Source organism: Nocardia sp. NPDC051030 (genome assembly GCF_040683015.1).
Taxonomy (GTDB): domain Bacteria; phylum Actinomycetota; class Actinomycetes; order Mycobacteriales; family Mycobacteriaceae; genus Nocardia.
In genome coordinates this window covers 733,473-756,840 of the sequence record NZ_JBFBCD010000004.1, presented here as the reverse complement: position 1 = coordinate 756,840, position 23,368 = coordinate 733,473, and the positions used below count along the sequence as shown (strand labels likewise).

At 66.8% G+C, this 23,368-nt stretch carries 20 protein-coding genes; 11 read left to right on the top strand and 9 right to left on the bottom strand.

Annotated features, from left to right (window positions below):
• Positions 1 to 14: 14 nt before the first annotated feature.
• Complete coding sequence (locus tag AB0N05_RS17110; protein ID WP_364694244.1) at positions 15 to 932, bottom strand: alpha/beta hydrolase; 918 nt, start codon at positions 930 to 932, stop codon at positions 15 to 17.
• 44 nt (positions 933 to 976) lie between these two features.
• On the bottom strand, positions 977 to 2,497 hold the full coding sequence (locus tag AB0N05_RS17105) for a GMC family oxidoreductase N-terminal domain-containing protein (protein ID WP_364694242.1): 1,521 nt from the start codon (positions 2,495 to 2,497) through the stop codon (positions 977 to 979).
• Between the two features lie 188 nt (positions 2,498 to 2,685).
• On the opposite strand from AB0N05_RS17105, the gene AB0N05_RS17100 reads away from it, so the two are divergent.
• The 4 genes from AB0N05_RS17100 to AB0N05_RS17085 all read left to right on the top strand — a co-directional run bounded on the left by AB0N05_RS17100 (position 2,686) and on the right by AB0N05_RS17085 (position 8,520).
• Complete coding sequence (locus AB0N05_RS17100) at positions 2,686 to 3,537, top strand: alpha/beta hydrolase (RefSeq protein ID WP_364694240.1); 852 nt, start codon at positions 2,686 to 2,688, stop codon at positions 3,535 to 3,537.
• A 159-nt stretch (positions 3,538 to 3,696) separates the two neighbouring features.
• Positions 3,697 to 5,154 (top strand): NAD(P)/FAD-dependent oxidoreductase, encoded by a 1,458-nt coding sequence (locus AB0N05_RS17095; RefSeq protein ID WP_364694237.1) that lies wholly within the window; start codon positions 3,697 to 3,699, stop codon positions 5,152 to 5,154.
• Positions 5,155 to 5,300: 146 nt separating this feature from the next.
• On the top strand, positions 5,301 to 6,743 hold the full coding sequence (locus AB0N05_RS17090; RefSeq protein ID WP_364694234.1) for an aldehyde dehydrogenase: 1,443 nt from the start codon (positions 5,301 to 5,303) through the stop codon (positions 6,741 to 6,743).
• A 193-nt stretch (positions 6,744 to 6,936) separates the two neighbouring features.
• Positions 6,937 to 8,520 carry an ABC-F family ATP-binding cassette domain-containing protein gene (locus AB0N05_RS17085; RefSeq protein WP_364694231.1) on the top strand — a complete coding sequence of 528 codons (1,584 nt, stop codon included), beginning with the start codon at positions 6,937 to 6,939 and terminating at the stop codon, positions 8,518 to 8,520.
• A 52-nt stretch (positions 8,521 to 8,572) separates the two neighbouring features.
• On the opposite strand, the gene AB0N05_RS17080 is transcribed toward AB0N05_RS17085, so the two are convergent.
• Together AB0N05_RS17080 and AB0N05_RS17075 are read right to left on the bottom strand one after the other, a co-directional pair.
• On the bottom strand, positions 8,573 to 9,625 hold the full coding sequence (locus AB0N05_RS17080) for an alpha/beta hydrolase (RefSeq protein ID WP_364694227.1): 1,053 nt from the start codon (positions 9,623 to 9,625) through the stop codon (positions 8,573 to 8,575).
• An 87-nt stretch (positions 9,626 to 9,712) separates the two neighbouring features.
• Complete coding sequence (locus AB0N05_RS17075) at positions 9,713 to 12,424, bottom strand: AAA family ATPase (RefSeq protein WP_364694224.1); 2,712 nt, start codon at positions 12,422 to 12,424, stop codon at positions 9,713 to 9,715.
• 130 nt (positions 12,425 to 12,554) lie between these two features.
• Here AB0N05_RS17075 and AB0N05_RS17070 point away from each other — a divergent pair, with 130 nt between their 5' ends.
• From AB0N05_RS17070 to AB0N05_RS17060, 3 genes are read left to right on the top strand one after another with little or no spacing between them, the layout of a single operon-like run.
• Positions 12,555 to 12,983 carry a hypothetical protein gene (locus AB0N05_RS17070; RefSeq protein WP_364694221.1) on the top strand — a complete coding sequence of 143 codons (429 nt, stop codon included), beginning with the start codon at positions 12,555 to 12,557 and terminating at the stop codon, positions 12,981 to 12,983.
• 5 nt (positions 12,984 to 12,988) lie between these two features.
• Positions 12,989 to 13,927 carry an alpha/beta hydrolase gene (locus AB0N05_RS17065; protein WP_364694218.1) on the top strand — a complete coding sequence of 313 codons (939 nt, stop codon included), beginning with the start codon at positions 12,989 to 12,991 and terminating at the stop codon, positions 13,925 to 13,927.
• On the top strand, positions 13,924 to 14,055 hold the full coding sequence (locus tag AB0N05_RS17060) for a hypothetical protein (RefSeq protein WP_364694215.1): 132 nt from the start codon (positions 13,924 to 13,926) through the stop codon (positions 14,053 to 14,055). The genes AB0N05_RS17065 and AB0N05_RS17060 overlap by 4 nt, the downstream gene beginning before the upstream one ends.
• A gap of 174 nt (positions 14,056 to 14,229) precedes the next feature.
• Here AB0N05_RS17060 and AB0N05_RS17055 read toward each other — a convergent pair whose 3' ends face one another.
• A complete protein-coding gene (locus AB0N05_RS17055) occupies positions 14,230 to 15,396 on the bottom strand; it encodes a lipase family protein (protein ID WP_364694212.1) in 1,167 nt (388 codons plus the stop codon).
• An 80-nt stretch (positions 15,397 to 15,476) separates the two neighbouring features.
• Complete coding sequence (locus tag AB0N05_RS17050) at positions 15,477 to 16,091, bottom strand: TetR/AcrR family transcriptional regulator (protein WP_364694209.1); 615 nt, start codon at positions 16,089 to 16,091, stop codon at positions 15,477 to 15,479.
• Positions 16,092 to 16,274: 183 nt separating this feature from the next.
• Here AB0N05_RS17050 and AB0N05_RS17045 point away from each other — a divergent pair, with 183 nt between their 5' ends.
• Both AB0N05_RS17045 and AB0N05_RS17040 read left to right on the top strand, forming a co-directional pair.
• Positions 16,275 to 17,213, top strand: a complete 939-nt coding sequence (locus tag AB0N05_RS17045) for a metal-dependent hydrolase (RefSeq protein WP_364694206.1) — start codon at positions 16,275 to 16,277, stop codon at positions 17,211 to 17,213.
• Positions 17,210 to 18,373 carry a hypothetical protein gene (locus tag AB0N05_RS17040; protein ID WP_364694203.1) on the top strand — a complete coding sequence of 388 codons (1,164 nt, stop codon included), beginning with the start codon at positions 17,210 to 17,212 and terminating at the stop codon, positions 18,371 to 18,373. The genes AB0N05_RS17045 and AB0N05_RS17040 overlap by 4 nt, the downstream gene beginning before the upstream one ends.
• A gap of 3 nt (positions 18,374 to 18,376) precedes the next feature.
• Here AB0N05_RS17040 and AB0N05_RS17035 read toward each other — a convergent pair whose 3' ends face one another.
• From AB0N05_RS17035 to AB0N05_RS17025, 3 genes are all read right to left on the bottom strand, one after another.
• Positions 18,377 to 19,585, bottom strand: a complete 1,209-nt coding sequence (locus AB0N05_RS17035) for an Ig-like domain-containing protein (RefSeq protein ID WP_364694200.1) — start codon at positions 19,583 to 19,585, stop codon at positions 18,377 to 18,379.
• 141 nt (positions 19,586 to 19,726) lie between these two features.
• Entirely contained in the window at positions 19,727 to 21,118 is a 1,392-nt protein-coding gene (locus AB0N05_RS17030; RefSeq protein ID WP_364694197.1) for a nucleobase:cation symporter-2 family protein, read from the bottom strand.
• A 461-nt stretch (positions 21,119 to 21,579) separates the two neighbouring features.
• Complete coding sequence (locus tag AB0N05_RS17025; RefSeq protein WP_364694194.1) at positions 21,580 to 21,744, bottom strand: hypothetical protein; 165 nt, start codon at positions 21,742 to 21,744, stop codon at positions 21,580 to 21,582.
• 438 nt (positions 21,745 to 22,182) lie between these two features.
• On the opposite strand from AB0N05_RS17025, the gene AB0N05_RS17020 reads away from it, so the two are divergent.
• Both AB0N05_RS17020 and AB0N05_RS17015 read left to right on the top strand, forming a co-directional pair.
• Positions 22,183 to 22,587, top strand: a complete 405-nt coding sequence (locus AB0N05_RS17020; RefSeq protein ID WP_364694191.1) for a helix-turn-helix domain-containing protein — start codon at positions 22,183 to 22,185, stop codon at positions 22,585 to 22,587.
• Entirely contained in the window at positions 22,584 to 23,315 is a 732-nt protein-coding gene (locus AB0N05_RS17015) for a hypothetical protein (protein WP_364694188.1), read from the top strand. Before AB0N05_RS17020 ends, AB0N05_RS17015 begins: the two co-directional genes overlap by 4 nt.
• The last annotated feature ends 53 nt before the right edge of the window (positions 23,316 to 23,368 follow it).

Below are 23,368 nucleotides of genomic sequence, written 5' to 3'. Positions count from 1 at the left end.
GACGTAATTCGGGTTCAGGCGAGGCTTTCGGTGAAGAAGTCGGTGAGCTGCTCCACGGCCGGACCGACGTACTGTTCCTTGTCGTAGAGGGCGACGTGACTCGCACCTTCGATCCAGTGAATCTTCTTGGGCCCCACTGCCTTCTGGAAGGCTTCGAGGCCCATCCAGGCGGTGATGGCACGGGTGCCAAGGATGAAGAGAAGCGGGCGCTGCCCGATCAGCGGCACCGGCGCGAAGGCGTCGAACGCCGCGAGTTTGTCGATGCTGGTCCAGTCGAAGGCCTTCGCGGAGCGAGGATGCTGACCGCGCGGGGTGCAGTAGTACTCGAAACCTTCAGCGCCGTACTCGCCGCCGAGTTCGCGGGCCTGCTCGATCGTTTCGGGGAAAAGGGGCAGGGTGTCCGGCTTTTCTCCCCTCGCCGCCACCGTGCGTGCGTGTGCCGCCGCGTCGAGCATGCCTTGGAAGACCGCGGGATCCTGTGCGCCGTCGGGACCCAGGCGGAACAGCCGAGCCACATCCACGCCGCTGACGGTCGCGGCCGCTTTCACTCGATGGTCGCTGCCGGTGGCCGAGAGCACGTATCCGCCGGACGCGCAGATGCCCAGCGCGCCAATACGTTCGGCGTCGACCTCGGGTCTGGTGGTCAGATAGGACACCGCGGCCTTGATGTCTTCGACCCGGTGGGCCGGGTCTTCCAGGCCACGGGGTTCGCCGCCGCTCTCGCCCTGGTATGCGGCGTCGAAAGTCAGTGTCACGAAACCCTTTTCGGCAAGGTTCGATGCGTAGAGCCCGGCGGCCTGCTCCTTCACGCCGCTGGCGGGGTGACTGACGACGATCGCGGGGCGCGGGCCGTCCGCGGACTGTTCGGGGATGTAGAGATGACCGGCGAGAGTGATACCGGCGCTGTCGAGAGTGACGTTGACCTTGGCCATGAGATTCTCCGTTACTTGTGATTGCCAAGAAGAGCTCGTCCGAGCTATGACCGCCGCAGCAGATCCGCGGCGCGTTCGGCGATCGCGTAGACCGTCGCGTTGGTGTTGGCCGACGGAATCGCCGGTATGACCGATCCGTCGGCGATCCGCAGCCCCTCCAGCCCGTGGACTCGCAATTCGGAATTCACGACGGAGGACTCGTCCTCACCCAGGGCGCAGGTGCCGACCGGGTGGCAGTAGGAGCCGAAATTCCTTCGGGCGTAGTCGCGGAGCATCGCCTCGTCGGTGACGTCGAATCCGGGCGCGACTTCGGCGACGCCCCAACCGGCCAGTGCCGCCGAACCCGCGATCTCGCGAGCGGCCTCGATGCCGGAGACCACTGCCTCGACATCCGCTGCCGCCGTGAAGTATCCGGGGTCGAGCAGCGGCGGCGCGGATGTGTCGGCCGAGGTGATGCGCAGGGAGCCCCGGCTCACCGGAAGCAGCGGCGAGACGCCGATGGTGAAGCCGTTCGGCACCGCCGCAACGGGATTGGGCAGCGGGATATCGATGAAGATGATCTGCACATCCGGCCCCGCCAGATGCGGGTTGCTGCGCAACATGCCGATGATCTCGCCATGATTCGCTCGCGGCGCGGGTACCAGGCGGCGGGAACTGTGCACCAGGTTGACGCGGGGATGGTCGTGCAGATTGCGGCCCACCCCGTCCAACGGGTGTACCACCGGCACGCTCGCGTCCCGCAGCACGGACTCCGGTCCGATGCCCGAGCACAACAGCAGCTGTGCGCTGCCGATGGTCCCGGCCGTCAGCACGATCTCGGAAGTGGCTGTGGCGCGGTGGATTTCATCACCCACGCGGTACTCGACCCCGGTGCAGCGCTGACCCTCGATAAGCAGCCGCTGTGCGAGCGCACCGGTGATGACCCTGAGGTTCGGCCGTTCCCGCGAGGGTGCAAGATAGGCATCGGACGCGCTCTGCCGTTGTCCGGCAACGATATTGAGGTCGACCGGCCCGAAGCCGTCCTCGAGTCCGCCGCTGATGTCGGTGGCGCGGGGGAATCCGACCTCGATCGCCCCGGCGAGGCAGGCCCGCAGGATCTCATTGGGCATGGTGGTCGGGCCGACGGTCAGCGGCCCGGCGGTGCCGCGGCCCGGCGCACCGCTCACGGCGGTCTCGCTGCGCTGGAAATAGGGCAGCAGATCGTCGTAGGTCCAGCCCTTGGCGCCGTGGACATTCCAGCCGTCATACGAGGTGTGGTGCCCGCGCGCGAACACCATGGCATTGATGGCCGACGAGCCGCCCAGTCCCTTCCCGCGCGGCAGCGGCACCGGTGCGCCCGAAAACCGCTGTGGCACAGTTCGATCGCCCCATCCGGCCGACGAGTTGGCCAGGGTCGGCCAGGCCGGGGGATGCGCGACCGCCTCGGGCAGTGCCGCGGCACCGGCTTCCAGCAGCAGTACCCGGAGGTTCTCGTCCTCGGTGAGCCGGGCGGCGAGCACGCAGCCCGCGGTACCGCCGCCGACGATGACGAAGTCGTAGGTATCGGAGGAAGGCATTTCGTTCATGGACACCACCCTCGCGCCGGGCGATGTGCCCCCGCATCCGTCAGGTGACGGTGATCGCGACGTAGCTCATCGGGCCGCGGAACGACGTACGTCGATGCCAGCGTCATCTGACGGATGTGCCGCCCGGGCCCCGGCGACGACAGTGGAGTCGTACAACCCGCATCCACCTGTTAGAAGGACGAGATCCCATGGTCGACAACGGAAATGGCCGCAACAAGCGACGCGCTACCCGGGCTGCCGCCGCACTGGTGGCCGGTGTCGCGGGCCTCGCCCTCGCCGTCGCCTGCTCCTCGAACACCGTCACCCACGCCGGTCCCGACGAGGATGCGCCGCGACCGACCATTGTGCTCGAGCACGGCGCGTTCGCCGACGGGTCCAGCTGGAACGATGTGATCGCGAAGCTGAGCAAGGACCGGTATCCCGTGGTGGCGGCGGCCAACCCGCTGCGCGGTCCGGGCAGCGACGCCGCCGCGCTGCGTAGCGTGATCAGCCACATCGACGGGCCCGTCATTCTGGTCGGGCATTCCTACGGTGGCTCGGTCATCAGTGCCGCGGCGGCCGGAAACGACAAGGTCAAGGGGCTCGTCTACGTGGCCGCGTTCTTGCCTGCGCCCGGCGAGACCGCGCTCGAACTGACCAACAAGTACCCCGGCTCCACCCTGCCCGGCACCTTGAATCCGGTGCCGTTCACCAATTCCGACGGCAGCGCCGGCACCGATCTCTACATCCAGCAGGCCAAGTTCCGCGGCCAGTTCGCGGCCGATGTGCCCGAGGATCGCGCCGCCCTCGCCGCCGCGGCGCAGCGCCCGATCGCCCAGTCCGCGCTCGAGGAGAAGACCACGGTCGCGGCCTGGAACGAGAAGCCGAGCTGGGACATCGTCACCACCGAGGACCTGAACATCCCGGTCGCGGCGCAGCGCTTCATGGCCGAGCGGGCACACGCGCAGGTCACCGAGGTCGACGCCTCGCATTCGGTCGCGGTCTCGCATCCGGACGTGGTCGCCAAGGTGATCGAGCAGGCTGCCGCAGCCGCGCACTGACCCGAAACCCCACCACCACAGGAGAACACGATCATGGATATGAAACTGGAAGTCGTCGTGCTGCCCGTCGCGGATGTCGATCGCGCGAAGGCGTGGTTCCTGCAAGAAATCACGCAGCGCGCGCCCGGCCGCTGACCCCCAGAGCCCTGAAAGCACATCATGTCTGACGAGAACATCCAGACCTACGACGTCATCGTCCTCGGGGCCGGGCCGGTCGGGGAGAATGTCGCCGACCGCACCAGCGCCGCCGGACTGAGCACCGTCATCGTCGAATCCGAACTGGTCGGCGGCGAATGCTCCTACTGGGCTTGCGAACCGAGCAAGGCGCTGCTGCGTCCGGCCCTGCTGTACAGCGAGGCCGCGCGGTTCCCCGGCGTCGCGAGCGCGGTGACCGGACCGCTCGATGCCCGCGCCGTCTTGAAAAACCGTGACCGCATGGTCGCCGACTGGAACGACCAGGGCCAGGTCGAATGGCTCGAATCCTCCGGGATCGCACTCATTCGCGGCCACGGGCGCCTCGATGGCGTCCGGCAGGTCACGGTCGAAACCCCTGACGGCGGCATCGTGCGCCTGCATGCCAGGCACGCGGTCGCGGTCTGCACCGGCACTCGCGCGGCGCTGCCGCCGCTTCCGGACCTGGACACGCTGCGGCCATGGACGAGTCGCGAGGCCACCAGCGCCCCCGACGTGCCGCGCCGGCTCGCCATTCTGGGCGCGGGTGTGGTCGCGGTCGAAATGGCAACGGCCTGGCGGGCTCTCGGCTCCGAGGTGATCCTCATCGCCCGCGAGCCGCGACTGCTCACCCGTGTCGAACCCTTCGCCGCGAATCTGGTGGCCGACCGGCTCCGCGCGGCGGGTGTCGAGTTGCGCTTCGGCTCGGGCATCGCGACCGCGGAACGGGCGGGCGGCCCCGATGACGGCGTGCATCTGAGCCTGGACGACGGCACCCGGATAGTCGTCGACGAACTGCTGCTCGCGACCGGTCGTGCGCCGCGCACCGATGACATCGGCTTGGAGACGGTCGGTGTGGCCTCGGGGGAGTGGCTTACCACCGATGACACCTTCACGGTGACCGCGGTCGAGGGCGAATGGCTCTATGCCGTCGGCGATGTCAATCACCGGGCGCTGCTCACGCATCAGGGCAAGTATCAAGCGCGGATCGCGGGCACGGTCATCGCCGATCGGGCGTCCGGCGGGGAACTCGACACGTCCCCGTGGGGACGGCATACGGGAACCGCCGATCTACTCGCCGTCCCACAGGTCGTGTTCACCGATCCGGAGATCGCCGCCGTCGGCCTCACCACCGAGGACGCGGCACTAGCGGGCCGGACGGTCGATGTCGTCGACTACGACATCGGCCGGGTCGCCGGTGCGCTCCAACATGATCCGGACTATCGCGGGCGGGCGCGCATCCTGATCGATCCCGAACGGCGGGTGATCGTCGGGGCCACCTTCGCCGGAGCGGGCGTCGCCGAACTGCTGCATTCGGCCACCATCGCCATCACCGGCGAGATCACCCTCGACCGGCTATGGCACGCGGTGCCCTCGTTCCCGACCATCAGTGAGGTGTGGTTGCGGCTGCTCGAGACCTATCGGGACCAGCGTGCGAAAGCCTAGTCGGTCGGCACGGACGAGCGTCGGGTGAGCGTCGTGGATTACGTCATCCGACGCTCGCCGCCCGCGCGTGGCGGATTTTAACGTCGGACTATGACGACGACCACAGCTCAGCGCGGAGTCCCGGCCATGACGGAGGACGAAGACGAATGATCACCTACGACCGGCTCTATGTCGGTGGCTCGTGGACCGAGCCCACCGAACCGGCACTGCTGGAGATCCTCTCGCCGCACGATCGATCGCTCATCGGCCGTGCGGCGCAGGCACAACCCGCCGATGTGGACCGTGCGGTGGCGGCCGCACACACGAGCTTCGAAGACCGCGTGTGGCGCGACACCGCGCCCGTCGAGCGCATCGCGGTGCTGCGCAGGTTCAATGAGCTGCGCGAGGAACAGGCCGATCGGATCGCCGAGCTCATCACCGCCGAAAACGGTTCCGCCGCATGGTTCACCAAGGCCGGTCAGGCCGGTCTGACCCGGCAGGCGAACGCTTACCTCACCGCCGCCGAGAATTTCGACTGGGAGCGCACGCTCACCCCGTCGGATCCGAATAGTAAGGTGCGCAGCGTGGTTCGGCGCGAACCGGTCGGCGTGGTGGCCGCGCTGATCCCGTGGAACTCGCCCTTCTCCTCCGCGACCTCGAAGATCCTGCCCGCTCTGCTCACCGGAAATTCGGTGGTGCTGAAGGCATCCCCGGAGAATTCGCTGAGCATGGGCCTGCTCGCCGAGCTGGTGGATCGCATCGGCCTGCCGGACGGCGTGATCAGTGTGCTGCCCGCGGAACGGGAGACGAGCGAGTATCTGATCTCGCATCCGCGAGTAGACAAGATCGCGTTCACCGGTTCGACCGGAGCCGGTCGCCGGATCGCGACCATCGCGGGCGAGCAGCTCAAACGGGTCAGCCTGGAGCTGGGCGGCAAGTCGGCGGCGGTGATCCTGCCCGATGCCGATCTGACCGCGGTGATCGACGGCCTGAAGTTCGGCTCGCTGCTGAACAACGGCGAATCCTGCATCGCCCAGACCCGGATCCTCGCCCCGAACTCCCGCTACGAGGAGGTGGTCGCGGCGCTGACGGCGCTGGTCGAATCCCTGCCGGTCGGTGATCCGCGCGACCCGGCAACCTTCATCGGGCCGATGGTCCGCGGCGATCAGCAACAGCGGGTCCGCGACTACATCGAGATCGGCCTCGGCGAAGGCGCCCGCCTGGTCTGCGGCGGCCCGCAGCTGCCGCCCGGCCTGCACGACGGCTTCTACGTCACGCCAACGGTTTTCGCCGACGTCACGCCGGACATGAGGATCGCGCGGGAGGAGATCTTCGGTCCGGTCCTGGTCGTCATCGCCTACGACGACATCGACGACGCGATACGCATCGCCAACGACTCCGACTACGGGCTCTCCGGCGGCGTGTGGTCGGTGGACGAGGCCGCCGCCGTGGCCGTCGCCCGGCGCATCCGCACCGGTACGGTCACCATCAACGGTGCACCGGTCGGATTCGACGGTCCCTTCGGCGGATTCAAGGCCAGCGGAATCGGCCGCGAATTCGGCGCTGTGGGCCTGGGCCAGTACACCGAATATCAGACGATCACCGTCTGACACCGCTGGTAGAGTGGCCGCGTGCTCATCGAGGAAGTCGACAGAATCTAGCCGCCCAGCCGAAGGCGGCGCTCTCTCACACCTTCTTGCCTTCGTCTGGCTCCGTGACGTCCGAAATCACGCGCGGCCCGCTCGTTCACGAGCAGGAAAGAGTCGACGACCCATGTCTTTGTCGATGTACACAGCCACATCCATGCCCTCTGCCATCACCTTGCAGAATCTGTCCTTCGAATGGCCCGACGGCACCGTCGCGCTGTCCGGGCTCAACGGCACGTTGAGTACCGGGCGCACCGGTCTGGTCGGCCGCAATGGCGCCGGGAAATCGACGCTGTTGCGGCTGATCGCCGGACTGCTGACACCCACGTCCGGGCGCATCGAAACCACCGGCGCGGTGGGCTATCTCCCGCAGACACTCACCCTCGGCCGCGAGGCCACCATCGCGCAATTGCTCGGTATCGCAGGCAAACTCGCCGCCCTGCGCGCGATCGAATCCGGCGAGACCGCCGACGCGCACTTCGAGACGATCGGCGACGACTGGGACATCGAGGCCCGCGCCGACGAGGCGCTGCACGAAATCGGTTTCAGCGCCGCCGATCTGGACCGCCGGGTCGGGGAGGTCTCGGGCGGTGAAGCCGTGCTCGTCGCGATCACGGGTCTGCGGATCCAGCGCACGCCGATCACCCTGCTCGACGAGCCCACCAATAACCTCGACCGCGAAACCCGTGCCAAGCTGGCCGGATTCGTGGACTCGTGGCCGGGCACCCTCGTCGTGGTGAGTCATGATCTCGAGTTGCTCGAGCGCATGGATGCCACCGCGGAGCTGCACGGCGCGACGCTCGAGGTATTCGGCGGGCCCTACAGCGCCTGGAAGCAGTACGTAGAACAGGAACAGGCGGCGGCCGCGCAGGCGGCTCGGACCGCCGAACAAGCGTTGAAGGTCGAGAAGCGGCAGCGCATCGAGGCCGAGACCAAACTCGCCAGACGCGAGCGCACCGCCCGCGCGACCCAGAAGGACGGCGGAATTCCGCGGATCCTCGCGGGCAACCGGGCGAGCAGGGCGCAAGGCTCGGCCGGGACCATGCGCACCACGCTGGACGCGAAAGTCCGTGCGGCCCAGGACATCCTGGACGCCGCGTCGTCGCGGGTCCGCCGTGACGAGCACATCCATCTCGAACTGCCCGATCCGGAGGTGCCGCGCAGCCGCCGCATCGCGGAACTGGGTGACAGTGACCGGCGCGTCGTCATTCAGGGCCCGGAACGAGTCGCCTTGATCGGCCCTAACGGCGCGGGCAAGTCGACGCTGATCGAGCATCTGGTCGCGGGCAGCGATCCGGACCGCGGCATCCTGCTCACCGATCGGGTGGGATATCTGCCGCAACGGCTGGACAACCTGGACGAGCAGGCCAGCGCTCTCGACAACGTCCACGCGGCGGCCACCACCACCGCGCCCGGCACGATCCGAAATCATCTGGCCCGCTTGCTGCTCCGCGGCACCAGCGTGGAGCGGCCCGTCGCGACGCTGTCGGGCGGTGAGCGCTTCCGAGTGTCTCTGGCGCGCTTGCTGTTCGCTGATCCGCCGCCGCAACTGCTGATCCTCGACGAGCCGACCAACAACCTCGACATCGCCAGCGTGGATCAGCTGGTCGAGGCCATCGCCGACTATCGCGGTGCGATACTCGTTGTCAGCCACGACTATCCGTTCCTGCACAGACTCGGCATCGAGACGGTCATCGAGCTCGACGGCGAGGGCGGTATGCGGCGACGCGACTCGCTATAGACAGCAGACAGCCGGTCCCGGCGGTATTGCCGGGACCGGCTGTCGTGCGATGTCAGAGGTGGTCGGCGTCGATGATCGCCTGCGCGAACGGGTGTGGCGCTTCCTGCGGGACGTTGTGCCCGATGCCGTCGAGGACGCGGTGCTCGTACTTCCCGGTGAACTTGGCGCGGTAGCCCTTCCCGTCCTTGGCGGCTCCGTCGAAATCGCTGCCGATCGTGATGGCGGGCACGGAGATTGCCGGTCCGGTGGCGAGTCGCTGTTCATAGGCGTCGTATTGCGGCTCGCCCGGGGCCAGGCTCAAGCGCCACCGGTAATTGGAGATGACGATGTCCACCTGGTCGGGATTGTCGAAGGCGGCGGCGCTGCGGTCGTAGGTGGCGTCATCGAAATTCCATGCCGGAGAGGCCCGCTTCCAGATCAACTTGTTGAAGTCGTGCCGATTACGGTCGTAGCCGAGGCGGCCGCGCTCGGTGGCGAAGTAGTACTGGTACCACCAGCCCAATTCAGCCTCCGGCGGCAGCGGCTGCTGCTGAGCGGCCTGCTGGGTGACGATGTACCCGCTCACCGCGACCATGGCCTTGACCCGCTCCGGCCACAGTGCGGCGATGATGTCGACCGTGCGTGCGCCCCAATCGAATCCGCCGAGCACGGCCTTGTCGATGTGCAGGGCGTCCATGAAATCGACGATGTCGCGTGCAATGGCCGACTGCTGTCCGTTGCGGACGGTCTGCGCCGACAGGAAGGTGGTCTCACCGTAGCCGCGCAGGAACGGGACCAGCACTCGATATCCGGACGCGGCCAGCAGCGGAGCGACATCGGCGTAGCTGTAGGCGTCGTAGGGCCAGCCGTGCAGCAGGATCACGGGTTGCCCGGTGGCGGGTCCGAACTCGGCGTAGGCGACATTGAGGACACCGGCGTCGATCTTCTTGATCGGTCCCAGGCTGGTGTTGGCTCCCGATCCCACCCGCAGGGCCGCGCCCGGGATGGTCGCGGGGGAGTTGGTCGTGGTCGCGGAGGCGGAGTCCGTGGAGCAGGCAGTGAGGGAAGCCGCGGCCACGCCCGCCGCCAGCACTCCAGTGAAGAGTCCTCGTCGGTTGATGTTCATGACGTCGACGCTAGGCAGCGCGCCCACCCCGCCGCGTGCGTCGGATGACGTAATCGGTGTCGATCGGCCGCGCAGGCGGCCGATCGATCAGCTCGCCGTTTCCTCCAGGGTGGGCAGCAGCGCCGCGAGGTCGCCCCGCGAACTGATGCCGAGCTTCGGGAAGATCCGGTGCAGGTGGGTGCTGACCGTCCGGTGCGACAGGTACAGCCGCTGCCCGATCTCCCGGTTGGTCAGCCCCTGCGCCGCCAATTGCGCGATGCTCAGCTCGTGCGGGGTGAGCCGTTCGCGGGCATCCGGGTCGCGATTCGGGCTGGATTCGCCCGCGCTGCGGAGTTCCAGGCGGGCCCGTTCACTCCAGGCGGTGAAGCCGAGAGCATCGAAAATCTCTCGGGCGGTGCGCAAATGGGTGCGGGACTCCACGACCCGGCGCTGCCGCCTCAGCCATTCGCCGTAGGCCAGGTGTAGGCGGCCGCGCTCGGCCGGCCAGCCGGTGAGATCCGCCGCCAATGCCACGGCGAACAGCTCCGAGGCCAGATCTCCGGCGAGAACCGCTCGCGCGTAACGCATTCCGATGTGCAAGGCAGGCGACGGCGTGGACGCCGCAACCGGTTCCAGTCCGCGCACCAGTTCCATCGCGGCGTCGGTCTGCCCGGCGCGGACCGCGGCCTCGGCGAGTTCGGTGAGGAAGCACGCGCGCAGCGTCAGCGAATATGACGGGTCGCGCGGATCATGGATGCGGGCCAGATCGGTGAAGGCGTCATCGAATCGGCCCTCGCCGAGCGCGGTGAGCCCCCGGGTGAGCTGCACGGTGGCCAGCACGGGTCGCGCACCGGCGGCCAGACCGGTCCGTTCGGCTTCCGCGGTGAGCGCCGTGGCGTGCGCGTAATCCCCACGCAGAGAGGCGATTTCGGCCTGCACCGCGATGACTGTCGCGTGCATGAAGGGTTGCCCGGTCTCCAGTGCGAAGGCCGCGGCCTCCGCCGCGATGGGCGCGGCGGCGGTGAGGTCACCGAGTCGGGCCAGGCTCCAGGCCTGGATCGCGAGTGCGCGGGTCAGCAGACCTAATTGCCCGGCGGCCCGGAATCCTGGTGTGGCCGCGGCGGAGAAGTGGGCCGCGAGGTCGAAGGCGCCGACCTGGTAGGCCGCGCTGCTGAGAAAGTGATCGACGTCCGTATCGCGCCCCGTGCTTGTGGCCAGCACCCGCAGGTGACCGAGGACCTGTTCGCCGCGCTCGAACGGTGCCACGATCGAGTCGATCGCGAGCTTGGCCGGGTCGCCGTCGGGAATACCGAAGGTATCGGCGACGGAGAGCACTGCGCGACGGATATCGGGTCCGGGTTCGGACCAGAAGCACCGTGAGGCCGCGGCCCACAGGATCCGCAGCCCGGCATCGGGAAATCCGTCGGTGGCGACGGAGGCCGCGAGCGCGGCCAGCTCACCGATGTGCGCGGGATTGTCGCGCATGCCGTCCTCGAACCCGCTGAGCACCCACTTCGCGGTGGCCTCCTGCCCGGCGGTGAGCGGGAGCATGCGCGCGGTGTCGACAAGCCGTTCGACTGTCTCACGGTGGCCGGAGTCGACGGCCAGCTCGGCCGCCCGCAGCAGCCGATCCGCGCGGCGGACGGGAGTGGTGCTCAGGGCCGCGGCACGTTCCAGCGCCGCGATCGCGCCACCGCGGTGCCGGGACCGTTCGGCCGCGTCCTCGAGTGCGGCGGCCACGTTCTCGTCGGCGCCCGAAGTACCCGCCGCTCGATGCCACACTTGGCGATCCGGGAATTCACCGAGTGTCTCGGCGAGTGCCTGGTGTGCGCCTCGGCGTTCCTCGGCCGTCGCCGCCGCGACCAGGGCGGATCGAACCAGCGGATGGCGGAAGGTCACCGTGCCGGAACCGGCGCCGATCAACCGGGCCGCCACCGCGGGCTCGAGGACTTCGGATGTCACCCTCGTGTCCAGGAGAATCCCAGTGGCAGTGAGTGTTTCGGCGGCCGAATCGCCGTCGTTGAGCGCGGCGACAAGCAGCGCCGAGCGGGTCGGCCCGGGCAGCGCGGAGCCACGCGCCGAGAACGCTCGTTCCAGCCGCTCGGTCAGGGGTAGCGCGGGAGCGGTCTCGGTGAGATCCGCTGCGGCCATAGGTAGTTCGGCCAGCGCCAGCGGATTGCCATGGGCCTCGGTGAGCACTCGGTGGCGGAGCGGGGCGGGCAGGTTCGGTGCGATGGTGTCGAGGAGCGCGTTCGCGTCGTCATCGAGCAGCGGGCCGAGCCGCATGACGGTCAGTCCGGTGTCGTGCAGCGGTGACGTCGTGGAGTCGCGTGAAGTGGCCAGCACCGCAACGGGTTCGGAGTCGATGCGGCGCGCGACGAAGGCGAGTACCTCGGCGCTGGCCATATCGAGCCAGTGCACGTCCTCGGCGACGATCAACACCGCGCGGTCGGCCGCCGCGTCGGCGAGCAGGGTCAGCGCGGCGAGACCGACCAGGTGGATGCTCGGCTCGTCGGTGCTGTCCGACATGCCCAAAGCAGTTGCCAGCGCCTCGAATTGACGTGACGGCAGGGCATCGAACTCACGCCGCAGCGGATACAGGAGCCGGTGCAGTCCGGCGAAGACCAGATTGCTCTCGGCCTCTACCCCCGCGGTCCGCAGCACCCGCAATCCCGCGGCGGTCGCGTCGGCGGCGGTCTGCTCGACGAGCGTCGATTTCCCGATGCCGGGCTCACCCTCGATCAGGATGCCGCTCCCGCCGTTGCCGGCCACGAGCGCGGCCAGGTCTTTCAGTTCGGTGTCGCGTCCGAACAGCAGCATGGTGCGGAATCCTCCTTCGGACCCCGAAACGGTATCGGGCCCGGTCGTGACCCTACCCAAACTGGATTACGTCAAGACAGCGTCATCTGACAGATTCGGCGCCCTGCCACCGGCGACGAAGGTATTTCCCATGGCTACCGTTCGCTTTCACCTGATGTCCACCCTGTCTCCCGCCGAAGTCATGCACGTGCTCACCGACTTCGGACCTACCCGGCCCGAAGCGTGGCCGAGCATCGACGCCGAACACTTCACCGTCCACGCCCGCGGCGAGAACTGGGCCGAGGTCACCGAGGGCACCGCCGCCGCCTGGGAACGCGCCCGCTACGACTGGGATCCGGCCGGGGACACCGTCACCGTCACCACGCTCGACTCCAAGCTCTTCGGCGCGGGCGGCGGCTGGGTCTTCAAGATCACGCCCGACCTGCCCGGCTGCCGGGTCGACGTCGAACTGACCCGGACCCCGCAGGCGCTCAAGGGCAAGATCCTGGCGGCGCTGCTGCCCCTGGTCGGGCCGTCTTCGCTGCGCAAGTCCTTCGCCACACCGTTGCAGGCCGCGTGATGTCCATGTCGAACACGACCTCCGACGTGCTCGCACCTGGCGCACACGCCTTCGAGTCCGACAGGCTCATTCAGCGGTATCACGTGTACGGCAGTGGACCGGTCTGCCTGGTACAGCCCGGCGGGCCGGGTATCCACTGGGAGTACCTACGCATGCCCGACCTGGAAGAGCACCTCACCATGGTGTACGTCGAGGCGCTGGGCACCGGTGCGTCCGGCCGCCTGCCGACGCATCCGAACGGCTACACCCGGGAGCGCTACAGCGTTGCGCTGCAACGAATCATGGATCACCTCGGCGTGCCGGAGGTGTATCTGATGGGCCACTCGTACGGCGCGTTCGTTGCCGCTTACCACGCGATCCATCGCCCGGCCGGGCTGGCGGGGATCATCCTGTACGAGGGCGCACCGGTGACCGGACCCGAGCACGGTGCGGAGGCCGCGCGCCGACTTCAGGAGTTCGCCGCCGCGCACGCCGATCGGCCCGAACTGGACGAGGTGCTGGCGGCCTTCGGTGGAATGCAAGACATTTCGAGCGATGAGCAAACCCTTGCCGTCGCCCGCGGTGTCCTGCCCTCGTACATCGCCGACTACTGGGGCGACGAACAGCGCTGGGCTCCGGTCCGAGATGCGCTGCGCGCCAGCTACATCTCAGGACTGGACGCGCTCGGTTCCCCCGATCTCATCGACGACCGCGCCGACCTGCCGAAAGTGACTGTCCCGGCGCTGATCATCGTGGGTCTCTTCGACGTCATCTGCGGACCGCGCTGGGCGCGGGAACTGCACGACCTGATGCCAGGTTCGCGGCTGGTGGTCCTCGAAAACAGTGGCCATCTCGGGCATCTGGAAGAACCCGAGCGTTTCACCGACGCCGTCCGGAACTTCGTCCTCTCGACTCGATCTCTGCCATCGCCGAGCGATAGCAATCCCGAAAGGCTCATGAGATGAACCAGCAATATCCCGAACGACCTTTGATCGCAGAGCTTTTCGTCTGCGGACCGATCGCGATGCTGATCTGGTCGGAGACCGCCGTGCTGGACGGTCGTGGACCGTCCGTACGGGAGCTCATGGGCTAGCAGCGCGTCCTGCTCGACGCCGGTTACCGCGTGATCACCTACGACCGCCGTGGTTTCGGCAACTCCAGCCGCCCGACCGTCGAGAGGGGCCCGGAACCATCTGGCTCCGGGCCTTTTTCATGTTCGGACCAGATCCCCGCAAGCAGCTGAACCAGCGGTTTGCGGTGGACACCGTCAGTGCAGGTGGGTGTTCAAGAAGGACAAGGCATCCGGGAGCGAGGCGAGGAACGCGCCGCTGTGGTCCTTGCCCGCGTACTCGTTCAGGGTGATCCGGACGCCCGGGTTGAGCGATTGCAGGGTGGTGGCGTAGGTGGGGGTGTCGGTCGGCGGGACATCGATGTCGGCGGTGCCGTAGCCGATCATGAGATCGGTGGGCAGTCCGTCCTCCTGGTAGCCGACCAGGTCCACGAGATCGGTCTCGAAGGTGGGGGTGGGGCGGTCCGGGTCGGCGACCAGCGCGGCGGGGCGCTGCCCGGCGGCGGTGGCGACCAGGTCGGAAAGGCAGGCGGTGGCGGCCTTGTCGACGAACCGCGTGCCGAATTCGGAGAGGTACGGCGCGACGCTGCCGGGGTGACGATCCTCCAGGGAGGCCAGGTAGTAGCCCGCATAGCCGACCTGATTGTCCGAGCCGGTGGAACTGCGGCGGAACATCTCTCGCAGGCTCTTCGCCGGATTGCTGCGCAAACCGGTGGCGATGACGCCGCTCAGGCCGGGAGCCGCGCCCCCGGAACGGTTGTAGAGGCTCGCCGCGCTCATGACCGCGTGCGCACCCTCGGACTGGCCGACCAGAACCCACTTCGCGGACAAGGGAATCGGGAGGGAGCGGACGGCGGTGACCGCGTCCAGGATGGAGTGGGCCTCGACATCCGTGTTGTAGTAGCTGAAATTGCCGCCGGTGCCCAGGCCCTGGTAGTCGGGAGCCAGTACGGCGTAGCCATTGTCCAGAATCTGGTTGAAGTAGCTGCGGTTTCGCTCCGACTGTGGGCGGTGCGAGGGCGCGCAGTCATTGCCGATGCCGATGGTGCCGTGCGCCCACACCACCAGTGGCCAGCCGCCCAGGGGTGGCAATCCCGGTGGTAGGTACAGCCCGGCGGAGGCGCGCGCCGGGGCGTCGCGCTGATCGACCGTGCCGTAGGTCAGGCCGAGGGAGGTGGCGGCCTCACCGAATGACCATGCGGCATCGAGCAATTCGACACCGCTCAGCTGTCCGGAGGTGAGGGTTTCGGCGGTGGCGGGCGCGGCCGTGAGACCGAGTGTGGTGCACAGCGTCAGCGCACCGGCCAGCGTGCCCCGGCGAAGGAAGGACGCGAATCCGCGACGAATCGGAAGTCGGACCGGCATGACAAATCACTCTCTACGACGGGCTGCCCACCCGCGTGGATCATAACGAAGATCACGCGATGAAAAGGTGAGTGCCGCAATCACATCGCCGGGTGTGATTGCGCGATGATGCTGCTGCCCATCCAGCGGCGGAGGTAGCGGCGGAGCTCGTCTTCGGTTCTCGGCGGGGTGCCGGGGGAGACGAAGAAGGATTGCATGGTGCGCAGGACGTATTCGACGAGTTCGTGCAGGGAGGCTTCGTCGTAGCCGTAGTGCTCCCAGTCGACGTCGAAGCGCCGGATCATGGCCATGCCGAAGGTTTGCGCCTCTTCGGAGGTGAGGCCGTCGGGGGTGGCGTTGGAGTAGGTCGTTGAGAGCAGGATGCCCAGGTGGGGGGTTCGGGGTACTTCGGCGAGGGTGAAGACGACGGCCTCGGTCATGGCTTCGGCCGGGTCTTCGATGCCGCTCACGCGTGCGGTCAGGCGGTCCAGGAAATCGGATACCGAGGCGATGGCCGAGGCGCGCATCAGTGAGTCGGCGCTGGGGAAGTATCGGTAGACCGTCTGACGGATCACGCCGAGCGATTCGGCGACTTCGGCAATGCTGATCTCCGCGCCGGTGCGGGCGATCAGATCGACTGCCGCGGAGACGATTCGGCGGGCCGCCTCCTCGTCGTTTTCCGGTGGGCTGCCGCCCCACCCGCGCCTTCGTGCCACTGCCCCCGCTTCCTCGGACGAAGCCTCGACGCTACCAGGGAGGGTCTTGCCGCAGGTGGTGGGGATTCTGTGGCGGCCTGCGAATTGTTATCATACATCGTGGCGCATCGGTGTATGTTGACTCGAAGCAACCGCGTGGGTCGCTGAACCAGCCCGCGTCCGAAAGACGAGGTATCGCCGAAAATGACGGATCTGATTGTGCGAAAGATGAATTTCGCCTTCGAGGATTACGATGTGCCCTTCCTGTGGAACGAAGAGAACCCGGCGTTCTCGAGCATGGCCAATGCGGTCTCGTTCCTGGCGATCGGCTTCGAGAAGATGATCGTGAAAATGATCCTGCAGACGAAGCCGCTGATCACCGATCCCGAGATCGCCGAGGAAGCGGACGCGTTCATGCGGCAGGAGGGGCAGCATTCGACCGCCCATCGCCAGCACGTGCGGGCCCTGATCCGGCAATACCCGGGGCTGCAGGACACGCTCGACGCGGTGATCGGCGAATTCGATCTGCTCACCGCGAACACCCCGCTGAAGTACCGGCTCGCCTACACCGCCGACCTGGAAGCCACCTTCACCTCGGTGTTCAAGCTGATGCTCGACAATGAGGAAACCCTGTTCCGGCCGGGCGACGATCGCGTTGCGTCACTGTTCATCTGGCACTTCGTCGAGGAAGTCGAGCATCGCAGTTCGGCGCTCATCATCTTCGAATCCGTTGTGGGAAGCGATATGTACCGGATGCGGGTGGCTCCGTCGATCTTCCGGCATGTGATGAGGATGATCCGGATCGCCTGCGAAGGCTTCAATGAGCATGTGCCGCTGGAGGATCGGAAGTCCGACGCGATGGGGATGTTCGCCTCGCATCGGAATATGCAGAAGCTGCGCGGGTGGCTGCCGTGGCTCGACGCGCAGGACAACGGCCCGATGCCGCGCGCCTTCGACAGCCTTGCGCTGGGTGAGCAGCTCATCGCCTTGCGGGGCATCATTCGCAGCCAGCTACCCAAACACAATCCCGCCCACGAGCAGCTGCCCGCGCTCGCCGACGTGTGGTTCCGGCGCTATGAGGCCGGGTATGACGTCGCGCATTGGTACACCGCGGATGCCATTGCGGCGGAGGCCCAGTCGTGACCGACCATTGCTCACCCACCTTCGATCAGCTCGCGACGGCCCTCGGATTCTCCTGTCAAAAGGCCGGAGGGCTCGTCGAGGTCCGTAATCCGTTCGGGCTGGAGAACTGGACCCTGCCGGTTCTCGAACTCACCATCATTCTCGGTTCGGTGCTCGCGCTCGTGCTGGCGATCGTGCGGCTGCGCCGGAACGGTGATCCCACCAACCTGGTGCTCTGGTTCGGCGCTACCGCATACCTTTTCATCATCGAGCCACCGCTGTATTTCCCGGCGGCCTTCGGCATCGGCGACCATGTCGACACCATGTTCGCGCACAATGTGTTCACGGTGGACTTCCTGTGGGGTCGGCTCCCGCTGTACATCGTCGCGATCTACCCGTTCATGGCGACGGTGGCCTACGAGATCGTCCGGATGTTCGGTGTGTTCCAGCGATACGGCGTCCTGATCGGCGCGACCTGTGTCGGCTTCGTGCATCACGCCTTCTATGAGATCTTCGACCATCTCGGACCGCAGCTGCGGTGGTGGGAATGGTCGACCTCGAATCCGCTCAATCAACCCATGTTCGATTCGGTTCCGCTGCCGAGCGTGGTGGTGTTCGCGGCACTGTGGCCGATGTCGCTGGCCTTCTGCGTGCAATGGTTCGTCGGTCGCCACGTCGATCAGGGTCGGCGGTTCAGTGGTGGCCAATTGGTGTGGCGCACAGTGGTAATCGGAATGCTGGCATCGCTCGGCACGTTCATACTCCCGCTCCCGGCGACCGTGTTCGGTATGGGGAGTGACACGGTGCGAGGGGTCCTCTACGCGCTGGAACTGGTCATCGTCACGCTCGTCGCGATTCCGGTGCTGTTCCGGCAATGGGTACGGCTGCGCGGGGAAGCTTCGGATGCCTCGGGATACTCGAATGGCTTCGTCCGTATCTACAGTGCGCTGTACCTCTGCGTCTTCGCAGTGCTCTGGGCCACCGCATTGCCCGATTTCCTTGGCGCAGTGGATGGCTCGACGAAGAACGGAGACCCGATCGGAAGTCTCTGGTACACACTGGCCTGCTTCGCCATCGCAATACTGTGCGTGATCGGCGTCAACACCTTGCCGCGCAGGGCGGGAGCGGTCGGCATTTCCGCTGATGCGCAAGCTGATTCGGCGGTCGCCGAGACTCCGTGACCGTCAGGCCAGGGCGCTGCCGCGCTGCCAGTCGGGCCAGGGGAGGGTCCAGTCGCCGCCCTGCCACATGTCGAGGGGGTCGCCGCCGGTATTGCGGACCTCGACCACGTCGCCTGGGTTCGCGAAGTCGTAGAACCAGGCGGCGTCGTCCGGGCTGAGGTTGAGGCAGCCGTGCGAGACGTTCGTATTGCCCTGGGCCCAGACGGTTGCCGCGAGTTCGTGCAGGTAGATGCCGTCGTGGCTGATCCGGACGGCATTGCTGATCATTTGGTCGTAGCCGAGGCTGGAGTGCACGGGCAGACCGTAGCTGGAGGAATCCATCTTCACCTGGCGCTTTTTATCCAGGACGGTGTAGACGCCGGGGCGGGTCCAGAAGGACAGCGTGCGCCCGCCCACGGTCGCGGTGCCGCCCCGGCCCATCGAGGTGGGCATGGTCCGGATCAGCGTGCCGTTCTCGAATACCTCTATGTGCTTGGTGTTGTCATCGGCGATGGCGACGTGCGCGGGGCCGATCAGAACCGAGACCCGCTCGTCCTGTGTGCCGTACAGGCCGTCGCCGAGGCGGACGCCGAACAGGTTGGCGGCGAGGGTGATTCGGGTGCCGGGGGCGTGATAGCGCTCCGGCCGCCAGTGCGCGTTGCGGTCGTCGAGCCAATACCAGGCACCGGGTGCGGCGGCCGGTTCGGTGATGACTTGCAGGGCCCGCTCCGCAGCGAATCGGTCGACGGGTTCGTCGAAGCGCACGGCCAGCACCAAACCCACTCCGTAAGTGGCGTTTTCGAGCAGTGCGTCCTGGTTGTTCGAGCGCAGTGAAACATCGGTCAGTTCGGCGGGATTCACGGTGGTGAAGGTCGCGGTGACGGCCCGGTCACCGGTCTCGCCGTGCGCGGTGGCCGTGGCCGTATAGAAATGCCCATATCCGAGCGGTTCGACGCTGGTCCAGGCGGCGCGATCGGGTGTCAGCAAACCGGGCAGCGGTCGGCCGGTCTCATCGATCCATTGGACCGAGTTCAGCGTCCCGTCGGCCACGTGCACGCTGCCGAGTTGTCGTGCGTCGAGGTCCTGTCCGCCCGCCGGGGTGATTACGATCCGGGCGGTGGTGGGGATGTGCGCCGCGACCGGAGGGAATCGCCGATCCGCCGCACTCCCGGCCAGCAAGAGCGCACCTATCCCGGTGAGCCCGGTCAGTACCTGACGACGACGCAACTCCATCGCCCTCTCCCTTCGCCCGGTCACCCGAGCACAAGATCGACTCGGTGGCGTCAGCATGCCGCTGCGAGGGTGCGCGATCACCACGACAGCGCGAATCTCGACCGATCCGTCGCGCAACCGACACCTCGCGGCAACCGAGTACTAACCGAGCGGTTTGTGGCGATCACGCTCGTCCGCGGCGGCGGCAAAGACCGAGGGGCCCGATCGTTTTCCGAACTGCCATTCATTGAAGGCCAGATTGAGTACGACGGCCGTGAGGGCGGCGGCGCTGATTCCGGAGTTCAGGACCACACCCACCTTCTCGGGGAAGGCGTCCCAGAACTTCGGGGCAGCAACGGGTATGAGCCCGAAGCCGACTCCGACCGCGACAATGATCATATTGAGGTTGTCCTCGTAATCGACCCGGGAGAGCGTGCGAATCCCCGCCGCGGCGACCGAGCCGAACAGGACGAGTCCGGCCCCGCCGAGCACCGGATAGGGGATTCCGGCGACGATCGCGCCGACCACGGGAAGCAGGCCGAGCAATACCAGGATCAATCCGCCGGTCGCGACCACGAACCGGCTCTTGATCCCGGTCAGCGCGACCAGCCCGACATTCTGGGCGAAGGCGCTGCATGTGAAGGATCCGAATACCGGTGCGACCGTCGTCGACAACATGTCCGCGCGCAGTCCGTCCGCGACCCGCCGGGCATCGACATCGGTCCCGACGATCTCGCCGATGGTCAGGATGTCGGCGGTGGTCTCGATCAGGGTGACCAGGATGACGATGGTCATGGCGACGATGGCCCCGACCTCGAAGGTCGGTGCGCCGAAATGCAGCAGCTGCGGCGGTGCGATCAGCCGCGCGTCACCGACGCTCGAGAAGTCGGCCTTGCCGAGGCCCGCCGCGATGACCGTGCCCAGCACCAGCCCGATCAGTATCGACAGCCGCGACAGCGCCCCTTGGAACAGTCGACTGATCACCAGAATGATCAAGAGGGTGAGTCCGGCCAATCCGATATTGGCCATCGACCCGTAGCCGGGTTTCGAGGGATTGTTGCCCAGCGCCCAGGAGAAGGCGACCGGCATCAGGGACAGTCCGATCACCGTGATGATCGTGCCCGTCACGACCGCCGGAAACAGTCGCACCAATTGCGCGAAGAAGGACGAGAGCACCAGCCCGATCACCCCGGCGACAATGATCGACCCGAAAACCGGTTGCAGCCCGCCCGTGCTCGCGATCGACACCATGGTCGACACGCCCGCGAAGGAGATGCCCTGCACGATCGGCAATCGGCTGCCCAACGGTCCGATACCGAGGGTCTGTAGCAGTGTGGCCAGGCCCGAGACGAAAAGTGCCGCGGTCACCAGCAATCCGATCTCGGTGGCCGACAGCCCCGCCGCGCCGCCCACAATGATCGGAGGTGCGATAACACCGCCATACATAGTCAGAATGTGCTGCGCCCCATAGGCGGCAAGCTGTCCCGGCGAGTGCCTGGCGTCCTCCGGCCGCAGCCGGTTCGTATGCTCTCGCCGCCGGTTGAATATCGCCATCGGTCATCCTCTCCGAGCGCGGACCCCTTCTTCCGCTGCCCGGAAATGTGACATGCCTCACGAGACGCCGTCCATGGTATGACCGTCCAGACAACGGTCCGTATTGGCGGCTGTCCTTTGGTGATTCGGTTACTTGTAGTGGAAATCCGTGCGGCCAGAACCGGACCGGCTGCTGGATCGGCTGGCTCACGTGGCGCTCGTACAGCAAACCCCGCCTCGTTATCCAAAGAGGCGGGATGAGCTGCCATTTCGATTACTGGAAGCTGCCGCCACCGAGCGCCTGGGCGGAGCCGAGGGAGAAGTCGGAGGCCGAACCGGTGACGATGGAGAAGAGCTCGAGCAAGGAGGTTGCGACGGACATTAGTGATGGCCTTTCATTTGTGGGTTGTGTTGCGTGCGCGGGACTTTCGGTGTCCCGCTTTCCGGAAGGAACAACCTCCGGAAGTCTTCGGTCCGGTGACCTACGCGGCCTTCCGCGTGGCCGCCATCAGCTCGTGGTATCGCTTCATCAGGTAGGCGTGGTGCACGAGTTCGGCTGCGCCCCAGGGCCCCCCGACGCTGTAGTGCTCCAGCTCCTCCAGCACTTCCACGAGGGTCAGGTCGTCATCGGTGATGGGTTCGGGCATGTGTCAGCTGCCGCCGGATCCGGTACTCGAACCGCTGTTGCCGGAGTCCATCGCGCCGGTCGCGAGGGCATCGATCCACGCGGTGCCGCATGCGACCGCGGCGAGTTTGTACTGAAACTTCATTCGAGGGACTCCGATTCTTTCCTCGCCGACCGTTTGCCGGCAGCGCATTAGCAGCCGTAATAGATTGTGGTACAAGGGAATTCGGTCAGAATCCGGTTGTGCTGGTGGCTCTGGCCGTGGCACCAAGAATGCAGGCTGGTCCGGATCTGTGTCAACAGATTCGCGCCAGAAATGGCGCGATTATGATCCATTGAGATGGTCATGTACGGTTGAAACCGCTGGTCAACCGCACAATATTGGATCGAATTCAGAACATTGTGAGTCAGGTCACTATCTGTTGTGAAGTGCGAAGACTGCTTGGCGGTTGGCCCGTGAGTGGCCCATAATCGGGCCGTGAGTGCGTGGACGGAGTGGAAATCGGCGGTCTCCCAGGGAGCTAGTCAGCGGGCTATCGCCGCGCGGCTGGGGATGCCGCATAGCAAGCTCGACCGGCACCTGAATACCGAGAGTCCAGTGGCGGAGACCGTTATCGCGTTCGCGCGGGCCTATGGCGTCAGCCCTACCCAGGGGCTGGTCGCGGCGGGGATACTCACTCGGTCCGAAGCTGATGGGAACGCGATTCGGGACGGTCTGCAACAGGCGAGCAGGAGCGAACTCTTGGACGAACTCGATCGCCGACTGGCTGGGGCCGAGGCGAAAACCCGCAAATCCGATCAGCGCTACAGCGACCGCGAACCCCAACGCGGCGGTCCTTCCATGGCGGAGCGGTTACTCGGATGACCAGCACTATCCTCTTCGCGGCGGCGCTGCTCACCGCCGCCTACGCCATCTGGCTGCGCGCCCACGATTGGGGCAGGCCCGTCGCGGTATCGCGACCGTTCACACTCGCGCTCGCCTGCTTGGCGCTCTACGCGGTTTTCAAGCTCGGCTGGCCCAACCTCGATGACGGCCCCGGCCACGAAATCATCGACCTGCTCGATGATGCCGCCCTGCTCGGTGCCGACGTCTTTCTCGCCGCCCACATAATCCGAACCTGGGGCTACGGCCGCATCCTTTGGATCGCCGCAGCCGCAGCCGCACTCGCCGCCTACGCCGTCGTCGCCCACGTCACGTTCGGCCCCTCCGACAGTCCCACCGGCGGCATCTGGCCCACTACCGGCTGGGCCGTCCCGTACACCTACGCCGGTCTGATCGCCGACGCCTCGGTGCATTCGGCGGTGGCCGCTTCCGCATTCTGGATGTGCCGCCCCGGCATCGGCACCCCGCGCGCAAGTCTGCTCCCGCTCGTCCTGCTCGGCTCCGGCGGCGCGGTCATCGGTCTTGTCCGCCTGCACATCCTGTTGGGCCACGCCATCACGGCGCTCCCCGAACCATCCATCACCGCGGAAGTCCGCCCCTCCATGGCCGTCGGAACAATTCTCTACGCCATGTCCGCCATCGTCTGGCATCGAGCGTCGGCGAAGGCGGCCCGTGAGCGAGACAACGCGTCAACCGGATCGCCTGCCTGAGAGATTCGACCAGCGAATAGTGTTGCAGTACAAGCGAAGCCCGCCCGGGCGCA